Here is a 16,597-nt window from a genome sequence, read left to right as displayed (position 1 = left end):
GTGAAAGGCCAGGTCATCACAATCGATCTGGCGAAGGCGTATGCGATTAGCCGCTTCCCGCTCACCCCTCCAAAGATCTCATACAGATCTTCGCTCCCGATCGAAAAGCGGGACGGCGCCTTCAGGCACGTCTCTCAACATGATCGCGCACGAAAAAACCCGGCGCCTTGGCCGGGTTCCATCTCGACTTGGCTTCAAGGCCTGATCCTGTGCTCAGTCCTTGTGCTCGGGCATTGCCTTGAGCTGATCCTTTGTCCAGGTGGTGACGGCATGGACGTCGCCGTCTTCGTCACGCATGAACTGGAGATCCGCCAGCGGCACGGCAACCGGCTTGGCACCGATTCCGAGGAAGCCACCGACATCGATGATGGCGGTGCCGCCCGCTCCTGCGCCGTGGACGTGATCGAGCTTTCCGACCTTGTGGTCGTCTGCTCCGTAGATGGTGGCGCCCTCAAGGACTTCAGGTGTGAGTTCTGCTGCATTGAGGCGAACGTGGTTTGTGTGGTCCATCGGGTAATCCTCCTTGTTTCCGTGGTGGAATAACCCGACGTCGGCGATTTCGTTCCATTGCCCCGACGGGTGGAGGTCTGACCGGATCACTGCGCCCGGGCTGCTCACGGTCGAAACGCCGATGATCAAGGGACGCGGCCATGCCCCCTTCCCCTCACGCCGCCTTGCCAAGCGTCGCATCGAAGATCAGCGAGGCATGCGCGGCCGACCCCGCGATGTTGCCGTCGCCGACGGCGAGCGCCACCGAGCCCGCGCCGCGGGCGATATCGCCGCAGGCAAAGACGCCGGCCACCGAGGTGTCGCCGCGCGGGCCGATCTTGACGAACCGGCCGAGCGGGCCGTCCTGCAGTTCGCAGCCGAGCTCTCCCGCCACCGGGCTCGACATGGCGATGCGCCCGGCGGTAAACAGGCCGCGAAAGCCGAGCCGGCGGCCGTCGGCCAGCACCACGTCGGCGCGCTCGCCTTCGATGGCTGTGACCGGCGTCGGCTCGACGGTGACGTTGCGGCGTTCAAGCTCGGCGCGCTCGGCCGCGTCGGGCGCGTGGGCACCATTGGTGAAATAGGTGGTCGGGCCCCAGTCGGGCAGCATCATGGCGTGATGAAACGAGTGCGGCCCGGTGGCGATGACGCCGATCGGCGCCTGCTCGAGCTCGTAGCCGTCGCAATAGGGGCAGATGAAGACGCTTCTGCCCCAGCGTTCGGCCAGGCCGGGGATCTGCGGCAGGATGTCGGTCATGCCGGCGGCGAGGATCAGCCGCCGGGCGCGGTGCCGGGTGCCGTCGGCCAGATCGACGGTGAAATCGTTGAAGCCGCCGCCGGCGCGGACGACCTCGCCCTCGACGAATTCGACGGTGGCGTAGCGCGCCAGTTCGGCGCGGCCGAAGGCGGCGATGTCGCCGGGGGCGCGGCCGTCCTGGCCGAGAAAGCCGTGCGAGTTGGCGGCAAAGCGGTTGCGCCGCAGCCCCGCGTCGACGACCACCACCCTGCGGCGGGCGCGGCCGAGCTGCAGCGCCGCCGACAGGCCGGCATAGCTGCCGCCGATGATGACAACCTCATTGATCATGGGAATGGTCCTTCCTTCTCTGCTGATGGGCCATGAACGGATCGGCAATCCCGGACCAGATGTCGGCGAGCGTGAGTTCGCCGAGCCGCGCCACCAGCAGGGCCTCGGCCTCGCGCAGGGCGCCGTCGAGCCGGTCGTTGATTGCCCGCTCGATCAGGCAGCCGGGGCTTTCGGTGTGGTTGCCGAGCGCGAAGACGGCCGGCGAGCCGAGCGCGGCATAGACGTCGCGCAGGCTGATTTCCGCCAGCTCGCGCCCGAGCGTCCAGCCGCCGCCATGACCCTTTTCCGAGCGCACAAGGCCCGCCCGCCGCAGGCCCGCCATGGTGCGACGGACCACGACCGGGTTGGTGTCCATGCAGAGGGCGAGATCCGCCGATGTCATCGTCCTGCCGTGCCCGGCCATGTGCAGGAGGGCGTGGAGAACGAGGGAGAGGCGCGTGTCGAGTTTCATGTAACTTTATTAGTTACGATTCTGCATGACTGTCAAGCCCCCCCCCGGCACCCGTGCCGGCGTGGCATCCGAATTGACGCCCTCCCGCACTGTGACAAACTGCACAGCGCGGCGCGCAGGCTGCTGCCAGGCTGAGGCTCTTGCACAATCACCAAGGGGGCTTTCCATGTGGGATTTCGACATTTCCAGGACACTCGGCATCATGATGAAGACGATGCCGTTCATCGCCTTGCGCATGGCGATCTATTTCGGCATCACGCTTGCCTATATGGTGGCGATCGGGGCCGGTTCGGGCGTCGGCTACGGCGTCGGCCATATCGGCAGTGACCCCGCAGCCTTCGCGCTCGGCGGTGGCATCGCCGGTTTCGCACTGGTCTCGCTCGTGCTCTACTGGGCGCGCGAATACATTCTCTACATCGTCAAGGCCGGTCACATCGCGGTGATGGTCGAGCTCATCGACAATCGTCCGCTGCCCGCCGGCAAGGGCCAGATCGCCCATGCCCGCGAGGTGGTCACCGCCCGCTTCGGCGAAGCAACCGCATTGTTCGCGCTCGACCAGCTGATCAAGGGAGCGATCGCCGCCGTCACCGGGCTGATCGGCGGCGTGGCGCACCTGCTGCCGATCCCCGGCCTCGATGGCATCGCCCGGCTCGTCAACGGCGTGATCCGCATGTCGCTCACCTATGTCGACGAGATCGTGCTCGGCTACAACATCCGCACCGGCTCGACCAATCCCTGGGAGAGCTCGCGCCAGGGCGTGGTGCTCTACGCCCAGAACGCCAAGGTGATGGTCAGGAACGCCGTCTGGCTGACGCTGATCATGTGGGCCTTGTCCTTCGCCATCTTCCTCATCCTGCTCGCACCCGCCGGCGCGCTCGTCTACGCCATGCCGGGGGCAGCAAGCGGCTGGGGCTTCGTGGTGGCGCTGGTCTTCGCCTGGGCGCTGAAGGCGGCACTGCTCGAGCCCTTCGCCATTGCCGCCTTGATGAGCGTCTATTTCAATGTGATCGAGAACCAGCGGCCGGACCCGGTCTGGGACGGACGGCTGATGAACGCGTCCGGGAAATTCCGCGACCTCGCCGGCCAGGCCATGGCGCATGTGCCGGTGCGCAGCTACCGGTCCGGCGACACCGGCCCGGCGACGGTCTGACATCGCGTTGCTCCGGCTCTCATGGGGGGCGCCGGAGCTTCGAACAGCTCCCGCGCGGTCACGCAGCGGTGGCTGTTTTATTTCGGAGCTCAGGCCATAGGCCGGGGTCGCGGCGGCGCCCACCAAGTATTTCTACCCGTATTCGCGATGTTTTCATCTGTAAAGACAAACATCCAAGTTGAATAAAGTCCGGATCTGCGAGATAATGCAGTGCATATTTCACCATGACATGTAGAAGTGCATCCGGAGAGGAATGTCGATGAAACACTTGTATGTCCTGGCTGCCGGCCTTGGCCTGGCGGCCGCGCTGGCCGCCGGTCAGGCCAACGCCTACGATCCGCCTGCGGCATCGGTGGGGCTGTTGTCGGGTGTGGATTTCGCCGCCGCCGCACCGCTCGACGAAGGCTATCGGATGGAGTTCGTCGGCTGCGACGGCGATGCCGGTGCGTCGAAGAAGGACCATTTCCTCGGCCACAGCCTGCGGCTTAGCGGCGTGCCCGAATCCAGGCAGTTTTACCTTTGCAGCCGCGACCCCAGCCACGTGAAGGCGCTGCTCAAGCTTGAGGACGGAGGTATCTACTGGCACAGCAAGATGGCGCTTGATGTCGACGGCTCCTGGGCCGCATGGAACGGCATCCCCGGCGCCACCGACCTCAAGGAGACCTCCTACAAATGGCCCGGCTACCCCAATTCCTCCGCTCGGGCGGCGCAGATCGACCCCGACCGGATCCCCTTCATAGTGATCCCTCTGGCGGGGCTAAAGAAGCTCACCGGAACCGCGAGCTCCAGCCTCGGCAAGCTGTTTGCCGGAACCACGGGCATCGGCCTGGGCGACATGGGCGTCGTCATCCACAAGGGCCTCTGGACGCCGGTGCTGGTTGGCGACGGCGGGCCGTTCATGCGGCTGGGCGAAGGCTCCAGCCGGGTCTTCGAAGCAATCGGTCAGAGCCGCTGCAAGAAGTGGAGCAGCGACGGGCAGACCTGCGTCGGCCCCGGCCACCCTGTCTACCCCTACAAGAATTTCGGCCTGGGACACGATGTGCTATTCATCGTCTATCCGGGCACCGCCTCCCCCGACATCACGCCGGACAATGCGGTGGCGACGCTCTGCGCCTTTGCCCGGCGCAAGCTGGGGCTCAGCGGTGGCGCCATGTGCCCCTGATCGGACCCTGTCTTTCGACAATGCCGGAGTGACGACGATGAAGAGATCCCCAGTTCTGCTAGCGGTTTTCCTGATGCTCTGCGGCGACGCCGGCGCCGCAACGATGGGGAAGTGCCGGTTTGACACCGACCCCCGGTCCTTCGCCGGCACGGCTTCAGAACAGGCATCCTGCCTGATGCGCAAGGTGCGGCCGCTCGGCAATGTCGCCGCCGAGCCTGCGGTGCTGCCGGCCAATCTAGCCGCTCTCGTCGGCCAGCCCACGGGCATTTCCAAGGCGCGGATGCGGTCGGAAATCGCAGCCCTCGGCTTCGATGAGGCCGGGCTCGGCGGCAGCCTCGATTCGCCCCTGTCGCGAGGCAACGCCAACAGCGCGCAGGAGCCGATGGCGCGCTATTTTGTCATCCACGACACCAGCACGCCGAATTTCGGCGAGGCGCAGTTCCCCGCTGACATCGACACTAGCAACAAGGTCAACAGCTTCAGCGGCTATAAGAGCCCGACCAACGCCAAAGCGCATATCTTCCTCAACCGTGGAGGCGAAATCTATGTCGGCCACGATTTCGGCGTGCCATGGCGGGCCACAAAGCTAGAATTGAAGATCGGCAAGCTGGCCAAGGGTCTGTTCGTCCACATCGAGACCATCCAGCCGCGGCGCGCGCATCCGCACCAAGCCGACGGAACCGCCCCCGATCCGGGGTTCACAGCCGCGCAATACGACCGGCTGGCGCTTCTCTACCTTATGGCCAGCATGCGGGCCGGCGCGGGCCTGGTGCCGGCCTTCCATGCCGCCATCGACGAGGGACTGAGCGACGGTCACGACGACCCGCAGAATTTCAGCCTCGCCGAATTCGACGCGGCGCTGGGCCGGCTGCTTGCCAAATTGCGGCCATAGGCCCGGACAGGCAGCCCTGCGCCGCCTGCCGCGATCGGGGTCTAGGCGGCGGGCCGGTACAGACCGATATCGGCGATGATGCCGCTTGCGGCGATGAACCCGGCCGCGGAAAACCCGTCGCCGGCGTGCATCCGCTTCACCGCCTCGACCGCACCGCCGACGGCTTCGGGCCCCGACCATTCGACGATGGTGATCACCCGGCTCGCGCCCTCGCCGAGCGGCCGCTCGACGATGCGGTCAAGCACGAAGCCCGGCTGGGCGCGCAGCACCGCGTGGGTACGGCCGACCCGGTCCAGAAACGCGTCGCGCGCGGCGGCGGGAACGTCGAACCGGTCGATGCGCAGCACAGGGCCGGCTGTATCGGCGGGAACAGGATCGGCAAGGGTGGACTCGGGCATTTCGGCCTCCATTATTGACAACATACTGCCAATATTATTTTCGACAGCAGGCTGTCAATATGCCAGAGTGCGGTCATGACCGATTCGACCGACAGCGGCCGGGCGCTTGGCGGCCTGATTTTCGAGACGCTCCGGCTGGCGGGGCGGCTGACGCTCGCCGGCGACGCGCTGATGGCGGGCGTCGGGCTGACAGCCGCGCGCTGGCAGATCATGGGGGTGATTGCCTATCTGCCCTCGCCGCGCACGGTCTCGGCGCTGTCGCGCGTCATCGGCCAGAGCCGCCAGGCGGTGCAGCGCATCGTCAACGACCTGCACACGGCCGGCCTCGTTGACCTCCTCCCCAACCCGGCGCACAGGCGCGCGCCGCTGGTGGCGCTTTCCGACCGGGGGCAGACGCTCTACGCCGAGGCCGAGGCGCGCCGCGTGCCCTGGACCGAGGCGCTCGCCGCCGACATCGGCGATCACGACCTCAAGGCCGCGCAGACCGCCCTGTCGGCGCTGCGCCGGGCGCTGGAGCGGCGGGAGGGATGAGGGCTGGCAGCCAATCGGTCGGATTGGACCAGCGTCCGGCGCCCGGCCAATTTCGGACTGGCAAGCCGGCGCTTTCCTGCTAAAACGCGTGCCATGAGCACATATTACTATTCCAATCCGATCTGCCTCGAGCACCTCACGCCGCCCGGCCATCCCGAGCGGCCCGACCGCCTGCGGGCGCTGGAAGCGGTGTTCGAGCACGAGAACTTCGCCCCGCTCGAGCGCCACGAAGCCCCCGAGGCGCCCGAGTCCGAGGTGCTGCTCGCCCATCCCGAAAGCTATCTCGACCGGGTGCGGGCGGCGATTCCGAGGAGCGGCCTGGCCAAGATCGACGAGGACACCACGGCCAGCCCGCGCTCGATGGAAGCGGCCCTCATTTCCGTCGGCGGCGCCATCTCGGCGGTCGATGCGGTGATGACCGGCCGCGCCGACAATGCCTTCGTCGCCACGCGCCCGCCCGGCCACCACGCCGAAAAAGACCGCGCGATGGGCTTCTGCCTGTTCAACCAGGCGGCGATCGCGGCCCGCCACGCGCAGCGTGCCCACGGCATCGAACGCGTCGCCATCGTCGACTGGGACGTGCACCACGGCAACGGCACCCAGGACATCTTCTGGGACGACCCCACGGTGGTCTATTGCTCGACCCACCAGATGCCGCTCTATCCCGGTACCGGCAAGCGGTCCGAGACCGGCACCAGGGGCAACATCTTCAACGCGCCGCTCGCGGCCAATGACGGCAGCGACCATTTTCGCGATGCCTTCAAGTCGCGCATCCTGCCGGCGCTGGAAGAGGCCCGGCCCGATCTCATCATCATTTCCGCCGGCTTCGACGCGCACCATCGCGACCCGCTGGCCGAGATCAATCTGGTCGCCGACGATTTCGACTGGGCAACCGGCAAGGTGATGGAAATCGCCGGGCGCCGCTCGGGCAACCGGGTCGTCAGCCTTCTCGAAGGCGGCTATGATCTCCTGGGACTGGCCGAATCGGCCGGCGCCCATGTCATGCGTCTGATGAGAGGATAACCGATGGCTGAACCGGCAGAGATCGCCACGCTGAACTTCGAGCAGGCGGTGGCCGAGCTCGAGGCAATCGTCGACCAGCTCGAAAAGGGCGACGTGCCGCTCGACCGCTCGATCGAGATCTACGAGCGTGGCGAGGCCCTCAAGCAGCACTGCGAGAAACTGCTCGGAGCCGCCGAAAAGCGCATCGAGAAGATCCGGCTCGACCGGTCAGGCCAGCCGGTCGGCACGGAGCCGCTCGACCCGAGCTGACGTCAGTTGCGGATGGCGCGGCGCATGCGGCCAAGCATGCCGCGCAGCAGTGTCACGGTCGGATTGCCGGTGGTGCGGCAGAAGGCGATTTTCTTGACGTAGTCGTCGATCTCCCAGAGCGCCCGGCTGCGCGGGGCGAAATAGGCCATGTCGCCCACGCCGAGCAGCCGCACATTGCCGTCCTCGGTCGTCACCCGGACGGACCCCTCGAGAATATAGACCGTCTCCTCCTCGTAGAAGGTCCAGTGAAAGCTGCCCGCCGTGCAGTCCCAGACCTGCGTCGCCGCCCTGCCGTCGGTGGAGACGGAGTGCCTGGCGGCGCGGGCCCTCGGTTCGCCTGAGACGATCCAGTCCGGATCGATCGGCCGCTCGGCAAGCTCGATGTCGCCGGGGTGGCCGGCGATGAAATCCCGGCCGACGCGGGGCACCGCGAAAACCGCCGCCATCGCCATGATCGTCGGTATGAAGTTCTGGATCGCCATGCCGTCTCCTGTCAGCTCTGCATGGATGACGTTGTGGCGGAAATTGGTTGCCATATCGTTGCCTCCGCCGCTCCTGCGACGCGGACCTGGCCAACTTGACGATCCGCCGGCCCGGTGTCATCTCTGGGGACGAACGGGAGATGCAAGCATGTCTTTCTTACAGGGCGGTGATCCGAAGCTCGGCGATGCCTCCTCCTGCGATGCCGTCGAAATGCTGATCATCCCCTCGTCGCGCGACATCGGCGGCTTTTCGGTGCGCCGCGCCCTGCCCTCGGTCAAGCGCCGCATGGTCGGTCCCTTCATCTTCTTCGACCGCATGGGTCCGACGATGCTGCCGCCCGGCGGCGCCATCGACGTGCGCCCGCATCCGCATATCGGGCTCTCCACCGTCACCTATCTCTTCGACGGCAACATCCGCCACCGCGACAGCCTCGGCACCGAAATGGTGATCAGGCCCGGCGACGTGAACCTGATGACGGCGGGACGCGGCATCGTCCATTCCGAGCGCTCGCCGGAGGAACAGCGCGGCCCCGAGCTGCCGCTGTCGGGCCTGCAGACCTGGCTGGCGCTGCCCGACCATCTCGAGGAGATCGACCCGGCCTTCTCCCACACGGAAAATCATGCGCTGCCGCATGTCGCCGACACCGGCATGCTCGCCCGCGTGGTCATGGGCACGTTCGGCGGCCTGCAATCGCCGGTGCCGCAGCATGTCGGCACGCTCTATGTCGACCTGCTGCTCGATGCCGGCGCCTCCGCCCCCTTCGATGCCGAATGGGAGGAGCGCGCCATCTATGTGCTCGACGGCACCATCACCATTGCCGGCGACCGTTTTCCCGTCGACCGCCTGCTCGTGCTCAGACCCGGCGACGCCATCACCATCACCGCCGGCCCGCAGGGCGCGCGCATGATGCTGTTCGGCGGCGACTCGATCCCCACCAGGCGCCACATCTGGTGGAACTTCGTCTCCTCGTCCAAGGAGCGCATCGAACAGGCAAAGGCCGAATGGAGTTCCCGCCGCTTCGACATCGTGCCCGGCGATGCCGAGGAATTCATTCCGCTGCCGGACAGGTGACGATCGCGCCTCCCGGGCAGCGCGCCGACCGCCGACATCGGCACGGGTTTACAGCCGTACCCTTCCGCGCTACCTCCAAGCGACAGAGAGGTTGACTGCGTGACCCAGACCCCGACCACACCGTTGCTCGACACGGTTCATTATCCCGCCGACCTGAAGGCCGTCGATGACAAGCTGATGCCGCAGCTGGCCGAAGAGCTGCGCGCGGAAATGATCGACGCCGTCTCGCGCACCGGCGGCCATCTGGGCGCGGGCCTCGGCGTCGTCGAGCTCACCATCGCCATCCACAAGGTGTTCGACACGCCGCACGACCGGCTGATCTTCGATGTCGGCCATCAGTGCTATCCGCACAAGATCCTGACCGGTCGCCGCGACCGGATCCGCACGCTGAGGCAGGAGAACGGCCTGTCGGGCTTCACCAAGCGCGACGAAAGCCCTTACGATCCCTTCGGCGCCGCCCACTCCTCGACGTCCATCTCCGCTGGCCTGGGCATGGCGGTGGCGAGCGAACTCGAGGGCGTCAAGCGCAATGTCATCGCCGTCATCGGCGACGGCGCCATGTCGGCCGGCATGGCCTTCGAGGCGCTCAACAATGCCGGCTCGCTCGACGCGCGGCTGATCGTCATTCTCAACGACAACGACATGTCGATCGCCCAGCCGACCGGCGCCATGAGCGCCTATCTGGCCCGCATGGCCTCCGGCCGCACCTATATGGGCATCCGCGAAGTCGGCAAGAAACTGACGGCCTATCTCGGCAAGAACATCGACCGCGCCATTACCCGCGCCGTCGAGCATGCGCGCGGCTATGTCACCGGCGGCACCATGTTCGAGGAATTGGGCTTTTATCACATCGGCCCGATCGACGGCCACAATTTCGAGCATCTGCTGCCGGTGCTGCGCAATGTGCGCGACAATTCCGACGGTCCGGTGCTCATCCATGTGATGACCCAGAAGGGCAAGGGCTACGCGCCCGCCGAGGCCGCCGCCGACAAGTATCACGGCGTCAACAAGTTCGACGTCGTCACCGGCGCCCAGGCCAAGGCCAAGCCGAACGCCCCGTCCTACACCAATGTGTTTGCCGAGGCGCTGATCCAGGAAGCGGGCTTCGACGAGCGCATCGTCGCCGTCACCGCCGCCATGCCTTCGGGCACGGGGCTCGACAAGTTCGGCAAGGCCTTTCCCGGCCGCTGTTTCGATGTCGGCATCGCCGAGCAGCACGGCGTGACCTTTGCCGCCGGCATGGCCACCGAAGGGCTGAAGCCGTTCGCCACGCTCTATTCCACCTTCCTGCAGCGCGCCTACGACCAGGTCGTGCACGATGTCGCCATCCAGCGGCTGCCGGTGCGCTTCCCCATCGACCGCGCCGGCTTTGTCGGCGCCGACGGCGCCACCCACGCCGGCTCCTTCGACGTCGCCTATCTCGCCTGCCTGCCCGGCTTCGTGGTGATGGCGGCCGCCGACGAGGCCGAACTCAAGCACATGGTGCGCACGGCGGCCGCCTATGACGACGGCCCGATCTCGTTCCGCTATCCGCGCGGCGAGGGCGTCGGCGTGGAAATGCCCGAACGCGGGCAGATTCTGCCGATCGGCAAGGGCCGCGTCATGCGCCAGGGCACCAAGGTGGCGCTCTTGTCCTTCGGCACGCGGCTCGCCGAATGCCTGCTCGCGGCCGAGGACCTCGACGCCGCGGGCCTCTCGACCACGGTCGCCGATGCGCGCTTTGCCAAGCCGCTCGACGAGGATCTGATCCGCCAGCTCGCCACCCATCACGAGGTGCTGATCACCGTCGAGGAAGGCTCCGTCGGCGGCTTCGGCAGCCATGTCCTGCAGTTCCTCGCCATGCAGGGCCTGCTCGACGGCGGGCTGAGGGTGCGGCCGCTCGCCATGCCCGACATCTTCATGGACCAGGCCTCGCCTGAAGTGATGTATGCAAAGGCTGGCCTTGACCGGAAGGCGATCGTCGAGACCGTGTTCAAGGCGCTCGGCACGCATGCCGCCGCCGGGTTCGCAGGCACGGTAACCCCGCTGAAACCATAGAGCTTCGCGTTGCCGTAACCACGTGTTTTGGTCGTTCTGAAAGATCTTTCCATTAGAGTGTCTTCAACAACAGGACACCGTGGGGACGGCGGGAATGCATTACCGAAATTGTGTCGCCGGCGGCCTGATCGCCATCTTTTCGATCCTGGCCGCCGGCTCCGCCAAGGCCAATGAACAGCCGCTCTATGACCGCAGGATCGAGGAGGCGGTGATCCGCATCCTGCAGCCCAAGCTGGGCGACCTGCGGGGCGGCTTCGGGCTTGAAGCCGACGGCCACGTCCAACCGGCGATCACTCAGGGCGATGGCGATGGCGGCCGGTCGATATGGATGAAGCTCGTCGAAAGGCCGCGGATGGCCCAGATCTCCTGGAACTGACGCCCGGCCCCGCGGGCCCGGACCCCGCCGCCATCAACGAAACCCCTTGCCCTGAGGCGTCGGAGGGGCCATGACGGCGGCATGGCGAAACCAGACAATTCCGGCAGGGATATTTTTCCCGCCACGCAGCGTGTGCGGCTGGACCAGCTTCTGGTCGAGCGTGGCCTATACGACACCCGTTCGCGGGCCCGCGATGCGGTGGCTCGCGGCGCGGTGAAAGTCGACGGCGTCATCCAGGGCAAGCCGGGTGCGGCCACCGACCCGGCTGCAAGTCTCGAGATCGCCGATCCGGCCAAGGCCTATGTCTCGCGCGCCGCGCTGAAGCTTGTGGCCGGCCTCGACGCCTTCGGTTTCGACCCCACTGGCCGAACCGCACTCGACATCGGCGCATCCACCGGCGGATTTACCCAGGTCTTGCTTGAACGCGGCGCCGCCCACGTCATCGCGGTCGATGTCGGCCACGGACAATTGCACCCGGCCATCGCCGGCGACGCCCGCGTCATCAGCCTCGAGGGGCTCAATGCGCGGGAATTGTCCGCCGATCACCTTGATGGCCGTGAAATTGACTCGGTTGTCAGCGATGTCAGTTTCATCTCGCTCAGGCTGGCGCTGCCGCCGGCGCTGGATATGGCCCGGGCGGGCGCCTTCGCGGTGCTGCTGGTCAAGCCGCAGTTCGAGGCGGGACGGGCGGCGATCGGCAAGGGCGGGATTCTCAAGGATCCGGCCGCGGGTGAACGCATCGCCCGGGACCTGCATGACTGGCTTGCCGCCCGGCCGGGCTGGCAGGCAACCGGCATCGTGCCGTCCCCCATATCAGGCGGCGACGGCAACCAGGAATTTCTGATCGGAGGCCTCAAGGCATGAACGCGCGCACACTCGACATCGACAGACTTGGCGCGCAGGGCGACGGCATCGCCGACGGCGGCGAGCACCCCACCTTCGTCTCCTACACCGTGCCGGGCGACAAGGTGACCGTGTCGCTCAACAAGTCGCGCGGCACGCTGCTGGCGCTCATCGACAGCGGTCCCGACCGCGTCCCGGCTCCCTGCCCGCATTTCGGTCCTGACAGCGACATCGCCGAATGCGGCGGCTGCGTCGTCCAGCATGTCGCGCTCGATGCCTATGGCGACTGGAAGCGCGACCTGGTGGTCTCGGCGCTCGAAAGCCGCGGACTGGACGTGACCGTCGCGCCGCTGGTGCGGGCCGAGCCGGGCGCCCGACGGCGCGTGGTGTTTGCCGCCCGTCGCTCCGACCGCGGCATCGTGCTCGGCTTCAACAAGCAGGGCAGCCACGACATCGTCGCCATCGGCAGCTGTCTCGTGGCCACCCCGCGCATCAACCGCGAACTCGATACGCTGCGCAAGCTCGCCAATGTGGTGGCGCTCGGCCCCCAGGCGTTCCGCTATTCCGTGCTCGACACCGCGTCCGGCTTCGACATCGCGGTGGATGCGCCCTTCAAGCTTTCCGACAAGGACAGGCTGAGGATCGCGGACGCGGTCCGGCGCACTGACGGCGTGGCGCGGCTGTCGTTCAACGAGGAGGTGCTGCTCGAGAAGAACCCGCCGCAGCTGAACTTCGGCGCGGTCACCGTCAATCCGCCGCCCGGCAGCTTCGTCCAGGCCAGCGAAGCCGCCGATCTGCTGATGAGCGAGATCGTGTCCGGCCATCTCGGCAAGGCCAAGCGCGTCGTCGATCTGTTTTCGGGATGCGGCACCTTCGCGCTGCGGCTTGCCACCAAATCCACCGTGCATGCGGTGGAAGCCAGCGGCCCGGCGCTCGCGTCTCTCGACAAGGCCTATCGCGCCCATCCCGGCCTGCGTTCCGTCACGGTTGAAAAGCGCGACCTGATCCGCCGCCCGCTGATGACCCAGGAACTGAAGATCTATCAGGGCCTGGTGTTCGATCCGCCGCGCGCCGGCGCCGAGGTGCAGGCCCAGGAAATCGCCCGCTCGGTGGTGCCGAAAGTGGCGGCCGTGTCCTGCAACCCGATCACGCTTGCCCGCGACCTGGCCATTCTCGTGGCCGGCGGCTACCGCGTCACATCGGTGACGCCCATCGACCAGTTCCTGTGGACGCCGCATGTCGAGGTGGTGGCGCTTCTGGAAAAGAAGGTCTGAGGACAGCGCCTGAAAGACACGCAAGCGGTCATGCCGGCAGAGAGGCGGCCGCATGCGGCCGCTCCGACCCTCCATTAGAGATCAGGCACATGTTGCCCGCATGCATCGGCCGGCGAAAAGCCGGGGCGTGGTTGCAAGTATATCACCTTGCCACCTTGTCGTGAACGGCTTTCGAGCGCTTATCGGAAGCCATTGTATTCCCAGCGGACTTTTGATTCCCCTGTGATGCAGGCCATGCCGTGCCTGCCCGGACTGCGGCGAGGAAACGTTTCACCCAGGGGAATACTTCCATGAACAGACACCTTCTCGTTGCCTCGATGATGATCCTCTCCTCCTCCGCTTTCGCGGCGGACCCGGTCTCCATGGCGCCGGCCGAGCCGGCTGCTGTTCGCAATGCCTGCTCCGGCCATGTCGAAGCCTATCTCGGCGGCGTGCTGCCGGTCGTGGACGGCGACAGTGACGACAGCATGCTCGCCTATGGCGGCAGTGCACGGGCCAATTGCACCTTTCATCAGAACTGGAACGTGCAGGGCGACCTGTTTGGCGATCGCGTCGAGGACGGTGATGATTCTGTCTCGATGTACGGGGCGGCAGGCCACCTGTTCTGGCGCGATCCTTCGTCCTTTGCCGTCGGCATCTTCGCCACCGTGTCCCGGGCGAGCCAGCTCGGCACAGACTTCGATCAGTATACGTTCGGTCCCGAATTCCAAGCGTATCTGGGCAATGTCACGCTCTATGGTCAGGCCGAATACGGGCAGCTGACGATTGGCGACCTTCCGCTCGATTTCGACGTCTGGAGCGTTCGCGGCGTTGTCCGCTATTTTGCCAAGGAGAATCTCCGTTTCGACGCGGAGCTTGCCTATCGCGACCGTGAGGGCACCCTCTTCCCGTTCCCCAATACCTTCACCGCCGCGCTGCAGGCCAATTACCGCTTCGACGATACGCCCTATACGATTTTCGGGCGCTATCAGTATGACCAGGCCGAGACGGAATTTTACGAAATCGACACCCACAAACTCAGCGCCGGGCTACGGGTCAGCTTCGGCGCGAAAACACTGCTTGAAGAAGACCGTTATGGCGCAACGATGGATACACTTCGCACCAACTCTCCTGCATTCTGACACTCGACTGCCGGCATGTGCACTCAGGGCCGCGGGATTTTCCCGCGGCCTTTGCTTTGCGGCAATCAGCCTGCACGCGTTATGCGAGAGCACCCAAGCGGACGTCCCCGGGTCCGCTTGCCAACGCCAGGCATTCCACCACCAGGCAGGGCTACTGCCACTTCAAGCAGATCCGCAAAAGAGACGCAGCAACCAGGCCATCTCGAAGAAAACGCTGTCCCGCCGCGCCGCCGGGCACAATCAAAACGCTTGCGTAGCACTGCAAGCGCAACCATGAATCGAACACATCCATTTGGTTCGACGCGGCCACATGGCATGCCAAGCTACTTATCCGCAGGGACGCTGTTGCAGCATTGCATCACGCACAGACAAAGGCAGCCGATGCTGTCGCAATGGTACAGCCTTGCTCTGGCCGCCGCCCGGCCATCTCATCTATACAGAATCAACTGTTTTTACGGTACTATCGAATTCGGGGCGTCGCATTGAACTGTCGGCCTGACCGGGTTTTGAGCGAAGCAAGCGACAAGAGGAAGGGACAACCATGAAGAAGTATATGATCAGTGCAGCCGCGGTGCTGCTTTCGGGAACCGCCTATGCAGCCGACCCGATGATGGCCGCTCCGATGGCCGCCCACAACTCCTGCATGGGCAATGTTGAAGCCTATCTCGGCGGGCTGCACCTTTCGGGCGATGGCGATAGCGAAACATATTTCGTCTATGGCGGCACCGGTCGCGCCAACTGCACGTTCAATGAGCGCTGGAACGTGCAGGGGGACCTGTTCGTTGACAGCTTTGACGCCGATGGCGATCAGGTAACAGGCTATGGCGGCACGGCGCATCTTTACTGGCGCGATCCGGCGTCCTATGCCTTCGGCATCTTCGGAACCATCGCCGCAACGGATGCGAGCTTCTTCGGCGGGACCCGGTATTCGTTCGGTCCCGAGTTCCAGATCTACATGAACAACGTCACACTCTATGGCCAGGGCGAATATGGCCAGGCGAGCTTCGACGGAATCCCTGTGGATATCGATTTCTGGGGCATCCGCGGCGAGGTGCGTTATTTCGCCACCGACAATATGCGCTTCGACGCCGAACTGGCCTATCGCACCTATGACTTCGATCTCGCCGATATCTTTTCCGCGGCGGTGCAGGCCAACTATCGCTTCGACAACACCCCCTATACCGTCTTCGCGCGCTACCAGTATGAAGACCTGGACGGCGGTCTGGGCACCGGTGGCGACGTGCACAAACTCACCATGGGTCTGCGCGTCAGCTTCGGTTCGGGCACGCTGCTGGAAGAAGATCGCTACGGCGCAACGATGAGCACCTACCGGTCGAACATCTCGCTGTTCTGATAAACGCCGGCATATTGAGAAGCTTCAGGGCCGCTGGATTTTCCCGCGGCCCTTTGCTTTGGGCTTGCGGACGCCACGGGATGTCGGATCCAGGGTCCGGCATGACGGGCATCGCGGCTGATTTTCTGCCGCGCGCCACGATGCACAAGTTGAGAGGAGAAATGCCGAGCGCGCCACGCGCACCACTCTCCCCCTTGCGCTATGGCATTCACACATTTTGGAGGTGGCCCATCGGCGAAGATGAAAGGACGAGATTTCAGCGTCCTGATCCACTCGCGCGCGGCAGACATTGCAGGCAAGGGATGTTGCGGATGCCTCCGGACCCCCTCACCAACAAAATCTACAGCTTGGCCCTTCGGTCCACGGCTGTGATTTTGTATCCTCTCCCACCAAGGGAGAGGTAGAAATGCGGAACCCGCGGCGCACCCCCTCTACCCTTGGTGGGAGAGGAAGCAATTTCAGCGTCTTAACGCAGTTAAGCGCTAGAAATTGCAGGTGAGGGGGTATTCGCGCGCGCCGACCGGACCTGTTGCCGTGCTCAGCACAATCAGTCCAGCACGGGTAGCCCTCCGAAATGTGTGAATCTCGTAGCCCGCAAGGGGGGAGAAT

At 65.4% G+C, this 16,597-nt stretch carries 18 protein-coding genes; 13 read left to right on the top strand and 5 right to left on the bottom strand.

The genetic code is table 11. The features are described 5' to 3' along the window. Window positions 1-213 precede the first annotated feature (213 nt). The 3 genes from DFR52_RS09030 to DFR52_RS09020 all read right to left on the bottom strand — a co-directional run bounded on the left by DFR52_RS09030 (window position 214) and on the right by DFR52_RS09020 (window position 2,024). A complete protein-coding gene (locus DFR52_RS09030; RefSeq protein ID WP_110031606.1) occupies window positions 214-510 on the bottom strand; it encodes a PRC-barrel domain-containing protein in 297 nt (98 codons plus the stop codon). 154 nt (window positions 511-664) lie between these two features. Next, entirely contained in the window at window positions 665-1,573 is a 909-nt protein-coding gene (locus DFR52_RS09025) for an NAD(P)/FAD-dependent oxidoreductase (RefSeq protein ID WP_110031605.1), read from the bottom strand. After that, the gene (locus tag DFR52_RS09020; protein ID WP_110031604.1) at window positions 1,563-2,024 is read right to left on the bottom strand and encodes an Rrf2 family transcriptional regulator; all 462 of its coding nucleotides are present in this window, start codon (window positions 2,022-2,024) and stop codon (window positions 1,563-1,565) included. The genes DFR52_RS09025 and DFR52_RS09020 overlap by 11 nt, the downstream gene beginning before the upstream one ends. Before the next feature lie 166 nt (window positions 2,025-2,190). Here DFR52_RS09020 and DFR52_RS09015 point away from each other — a divergent pair, with 166 nt between their 5' ends. The 3 genes from DFR52_RS09015 to DFR52_RS09005 all read left to right on the top strand — a co-directional run bounded on the left by DFR52_RS09015 (window position 2,191) and on the right by DFR52_RS09005 (window position 5,228). Continuing rightward, window positions 2,191-3,174 carry a hypothetical protein gene (locus DFR52_RS09015; protein ID WP_110031603.1) on the top strand — a complete coding sequence of 328 codons (984 nt, stop codon included), beginning with the start codon at window positions 2,191-2,193 and terminating at the stop codon, window positions 3,172-3,174. A 259-nt stretch (window positions 3,175-3,433) separates the two neighbouring features. Further along, window positions 3,434-4,336 carry a glycoside hydrolase family 75 protein gene (locus tag DFR52_RS09010; RefSeq protein ID WP_158284912.1) on the top strand — a complete coding sequence of 301 codons (903 nt, stop codon included), beginning with the start codon at window positions 3,434-3,436 and terminating at the stop codon, window positions 4,334-4,336. Between the two features lie 37 nt (window positions 4,337-4,373). Then, entirely contained in the window at window positions 4,374-5,228 is an 855-nt protein-coding gene (locus DFR52_RS09005) for a peptidoglycan recognition protein family protein (RefSeq protein ID WP_146215570.1), read from the top strand. A 41-nt stretch (window positions 5,229-5,269) separates the two neighbouring features. Here DFR52_RS09005 and DFR52_RS09000 read toward each other — a convergent pair whose 3' ends face one another. Next, window positions 5,270-5,626, bottom strand: coding sequence for an antibiotic biosynthesis monooxygenase family protein (locus DFR52_RS09000; RefSeq protein ID WP_146215569.1), 357 nt, complete (start codon window positions 5,624-5,626; stop codon window positions 5,270-5,272). Window positions 5,627-5,701: 75 nt separating this feature from the next. Between DFR52_RS09000 and DFR52_RS08995 the strand changes: the two genes are divergently transcribed. The 3 genes from DFR52_RS08995 (at window position 5,702) to DFR52_RS08985 (ending at window position 7,429) form a co-directional block, all read left to right on the top strand. Then, entirely contained in the window at window positions 5,702-6,157 is a 456-nt protein-coding gene (locus DFR52_RS08995; protein ID WP_110031599.1) for a MarR family winged helix-turn-helix transcriptional regulator, read from the top strand. Window positions 6,158-6,250: 93 nt separating this feature from the next. Then, a complete protein-coding gene (locus tag DFR52_RS08990) occupies window positions 6,251-7,180 on the top strand; it encodes a histone deacetylase family protein (RefSeq protein WP_110031598.1) in 930 nt (309 codons plus the stop codon). Window positions 7,181-7,183: 3 nt separating this feature from the next. Next, window positions 7,184-7,429: an exodeoxyribonuclease VII small subunit gene (locus DFR52_RS08985; RefSeq protein ID WP_110031597.1), complete on the top strand. Its 246-nt coding sequence runs from the start codon at window positions 7,184-7,186 to the stop codon at window positions 7,427-7,429. Between the two features lie 2 nt (window positions 7,430-7,431). Here the strand turns inward: DFR52_RS08985 and DFR52_RS08980 are convergent, their stop codons facing one another. Further along, the gene (locus DFR52_RS08980; protein ID WP_110031596.1) at window positions 7,432-7,965 is read right to left on the bottom strand and encodes a cupin domain-containing protein; all 534 of its coding nucleotides are present in this window, start codon (window positions 7,963-7,965) and stop codon (window positions 7,432-7,434) included. A gap of 94 nt (window positions 7,966-8,059) precedes the next feature. Between DFR52_RS08980 and DFR52_RS08975 the strand changes: the two genes are divergently transcribed. The 7 genes from DFR52_RS08975 to DFR52_RS08945 all read left to right on the top strand — a co-directional run bounded on the left by DFR52_RS08975 (window position 8,060) and on the right by DFR52_RS08945 (window position 15,988). Then, the gene (locus DFR52_RS08975) at window positions 8,060-8,983 is read left to right on the top strand and encodes a pirin family protein (protein WP_110031595.1); all 924 of its coding nucleotides are present in this window, start codon (window positions 8,060-8,062) and stop codon (window positions 8,981-8,983) included. A 99-nt stretch (window positions 8,984-9,082) separates the two neighbouring features. Then, window positions 9,083-11,020: a 1-deoxy-D-xylulose-5-phosphate synthase gene (gene dxs, locus DFR52_RS08970; RefSeq protein WP_110031594.1), complete on the top strand. Its 1,938-nt coding sequence runs from the start codon at window positions 9,083-9,085 to the stop codon at window positions 11,018-11,020. Between the two features lie 94 nt (window positions 11,021-11,114). Further along, window positions 11,115-11,396: a hypothetical protein gene (locus DFR52_RS08965; protein ID WP_110031593.1), complete on the top strand. Its 282-nt coding sequence runs from the start codon at window positions 11,115-11,117 to the stop codon at window positions 11,394-11,396. A gap of 81 nt (window positions 11,397-11,477) precedes the next feature. Next, complete coding sequence (locus DFR52_RS08960; RefSeq protein WP_110031592.1) at window positions 11,478-12,260, top strand: TlyA family RNA methyltransferase; 783 nt, start codon at window positions 11,478-11,480, stop codon at window positions 12,258-12,260. Continuing rightward, window positions 12,257-13,513, top strand: coding sequence for a class I SAM-dependent RNA methyltransferase (locus DFR52_RS08955; protein WP_110031591.1), 1,257 nt, complete (start codon window positions 12,257-12,259; stop codon window positions 13,511-13,513). Before DFR52_RS08960 ends, DFR52_RS08955 begins: the two co-directional genes overlap by 4 nt. Window positions 13,514-13,830: 317 nt before the next feature. Further along, window positions 13,831-14,634, top strand: a complete 804-nt coding sequence (locus DFR52_RS08950; protein ID WP_146215568.1) for a hypothetical protein — start codon at window positions 13,831-13,833, stop codon at window positions 14,632-14,634. Window positions 14,635-15,175: 541 nt separating this feature from the next. Beyond that, window positions 15,176-15,988 (top strand): hypothetical protein, encoded by an 813-nt coding sequence (locus tag DFR52_RS08945; RefSeq protein WP_110031589.1) that lies wholly within the window; start codon window positions 15,176-15,178, stop codon window positions 15,986-15,988. Window positions 15,989-16,597: the final 609 nt, after the last annotated feature.

Source organism: Hoeflea marina (assembly GCF_003182275.1).
Taxonomy (GTDB): Bacteria; Pseudomonadota; Alphaproteobacteria; order Rhizobiales; family Rhizobiaceae; genus Hoeflea; species Hoeflea marina.
This window is presented reverse-complemented; position numbering and strand designations above follow the sequence as displayed.

What these genes read in the sequence shown, in the direction of transcription:
- DFR52_RS08995 (WP_110031599.1), top strand. Translation starts at nt 5,702, where the DNA reads ATGACCGATTCGACCGACAGCGGCCGGGCGCTTGGCGGCCTGATTTTC.
- DFR52_RS09020 (WP_110031604.1), bottom strand. Translation starts at nt 2,024, where the DNA reads ATGAAACTCGACACGCGCCTCTCCCTCGTTCTCCACGCCCTCCTGCAC.
- DFR52_RS08975 (WP_110031595.1), top strand. Translation starts at nt 8,060, where the DNA reads ATGTCTTTCTTACAGGGCGGTGATCCGAAGCTCGGCGATGCCTCCTCC.
- DFR52_RS09015 (WP_110031603.1), top strand. Translation starts at nt 2,191, where the DNA reads ATGTGGGATTTCGACATTTCCAGGACACTCGGCATCATGATGAAGACG.
- DFR52_RS09005 (WP_146215570.1), top strand. Translation starts at nt 4,374, where the DNA reads ATGAAGAGATCCCCAGTTCTGCTAGCGGTTTTCCTGATGCTCTGCGGC.
- DFR52_RS08955 (WP_110031591.1), top strand. Translation starts at nt 12,257, where the DNA reads ATGAACGCGCGCACACTCGACATCGACAGACTTGGCGCGCAGGGCGAC.
- DFR52_RS09025 (WP_110031605.1), bottom strand. Translation starts at nt 1,573, where the DNA reads ATGATCAATGAGGTTGTCATCATCGGCGGCAGCTATGCCGGCCTGTCG.
- DFR52_RS09000 (WP_146215569.1), bottom strand. Translation starts at nt 5,626, where the DNA reads ATGCCCGAGTCCACCCTTGCCGATCCTGTTCCCGCCGATACAGCCGGC.
- DFR52_RS08985 (WP_110031597.1), top strand. Translation starts at nt 7,184, where the DNA reads ATGGCTGAACCGGCAGAGATCGCCACGCTGAACTTCGAGCAGGCGGTG.
- DFR52_RS08950 (WP_146215568.1), top strand. Translation starts at nt 13,831, where the DNA reads ATGATGATCCTCTCCTCCTCCGCTTTCGCGGCGGACCCGGTCTCCATG.
- DFR52_RS08980 (WP_110031596.1), bottom strand. Translation starts at nt 7,965, where the DNA reads ATGGCAACCAATTTCCGCCACAACGTCATCCATGCAGAGCTGACAGGA.
- DFR52_RS09010 (WP_158284912.1), top strand. Translation starts at nt 3,434, where the DNA reads ATGAAACACTTGTATGTCCTGGCTGCCGGCCTTGGCCTGGCGGCCGCG.
- DFR52_RS08945 (WP_110031589.1), top strand. Translation starts at nt 15,176, where the DNA reads ATGAAGAAGTATATGATCAGTGCAGCCGCGGTGCTGCTTTCGGGAACC.
- DFR52_RS08960 (WP_110031592.1), top strand. Translation starts at nt 11,478, where the DNA reads ATGGCGAAACCAGACAATTCCGGCAGGGATATTTTTCCCGCCACGCAG.
- DFR52_RS08990 (WP_110031598.1), top strand. Translation starts at nt 6,251, where the DNA reads ATGAGCACATATTACTATTCCAATCCGATCTGCCTCGAGCACCTCACG.
- DFR52_RS09030 (WP_110031606.1), bottom strand. Translation starts at nt 510, where the DNA reads ATGGACCACACAAACCACGTTCGCCTCAATGCAGCAGAACTCACACCT.
- DFR52_RS08965 (WP_110031593.1), top strand. Translation starts at nt 11,115, where the DNA reads ATGCATTACCGAAATTGTGTCGCCGGCGGCCTGATCGCCATCTTTTCG.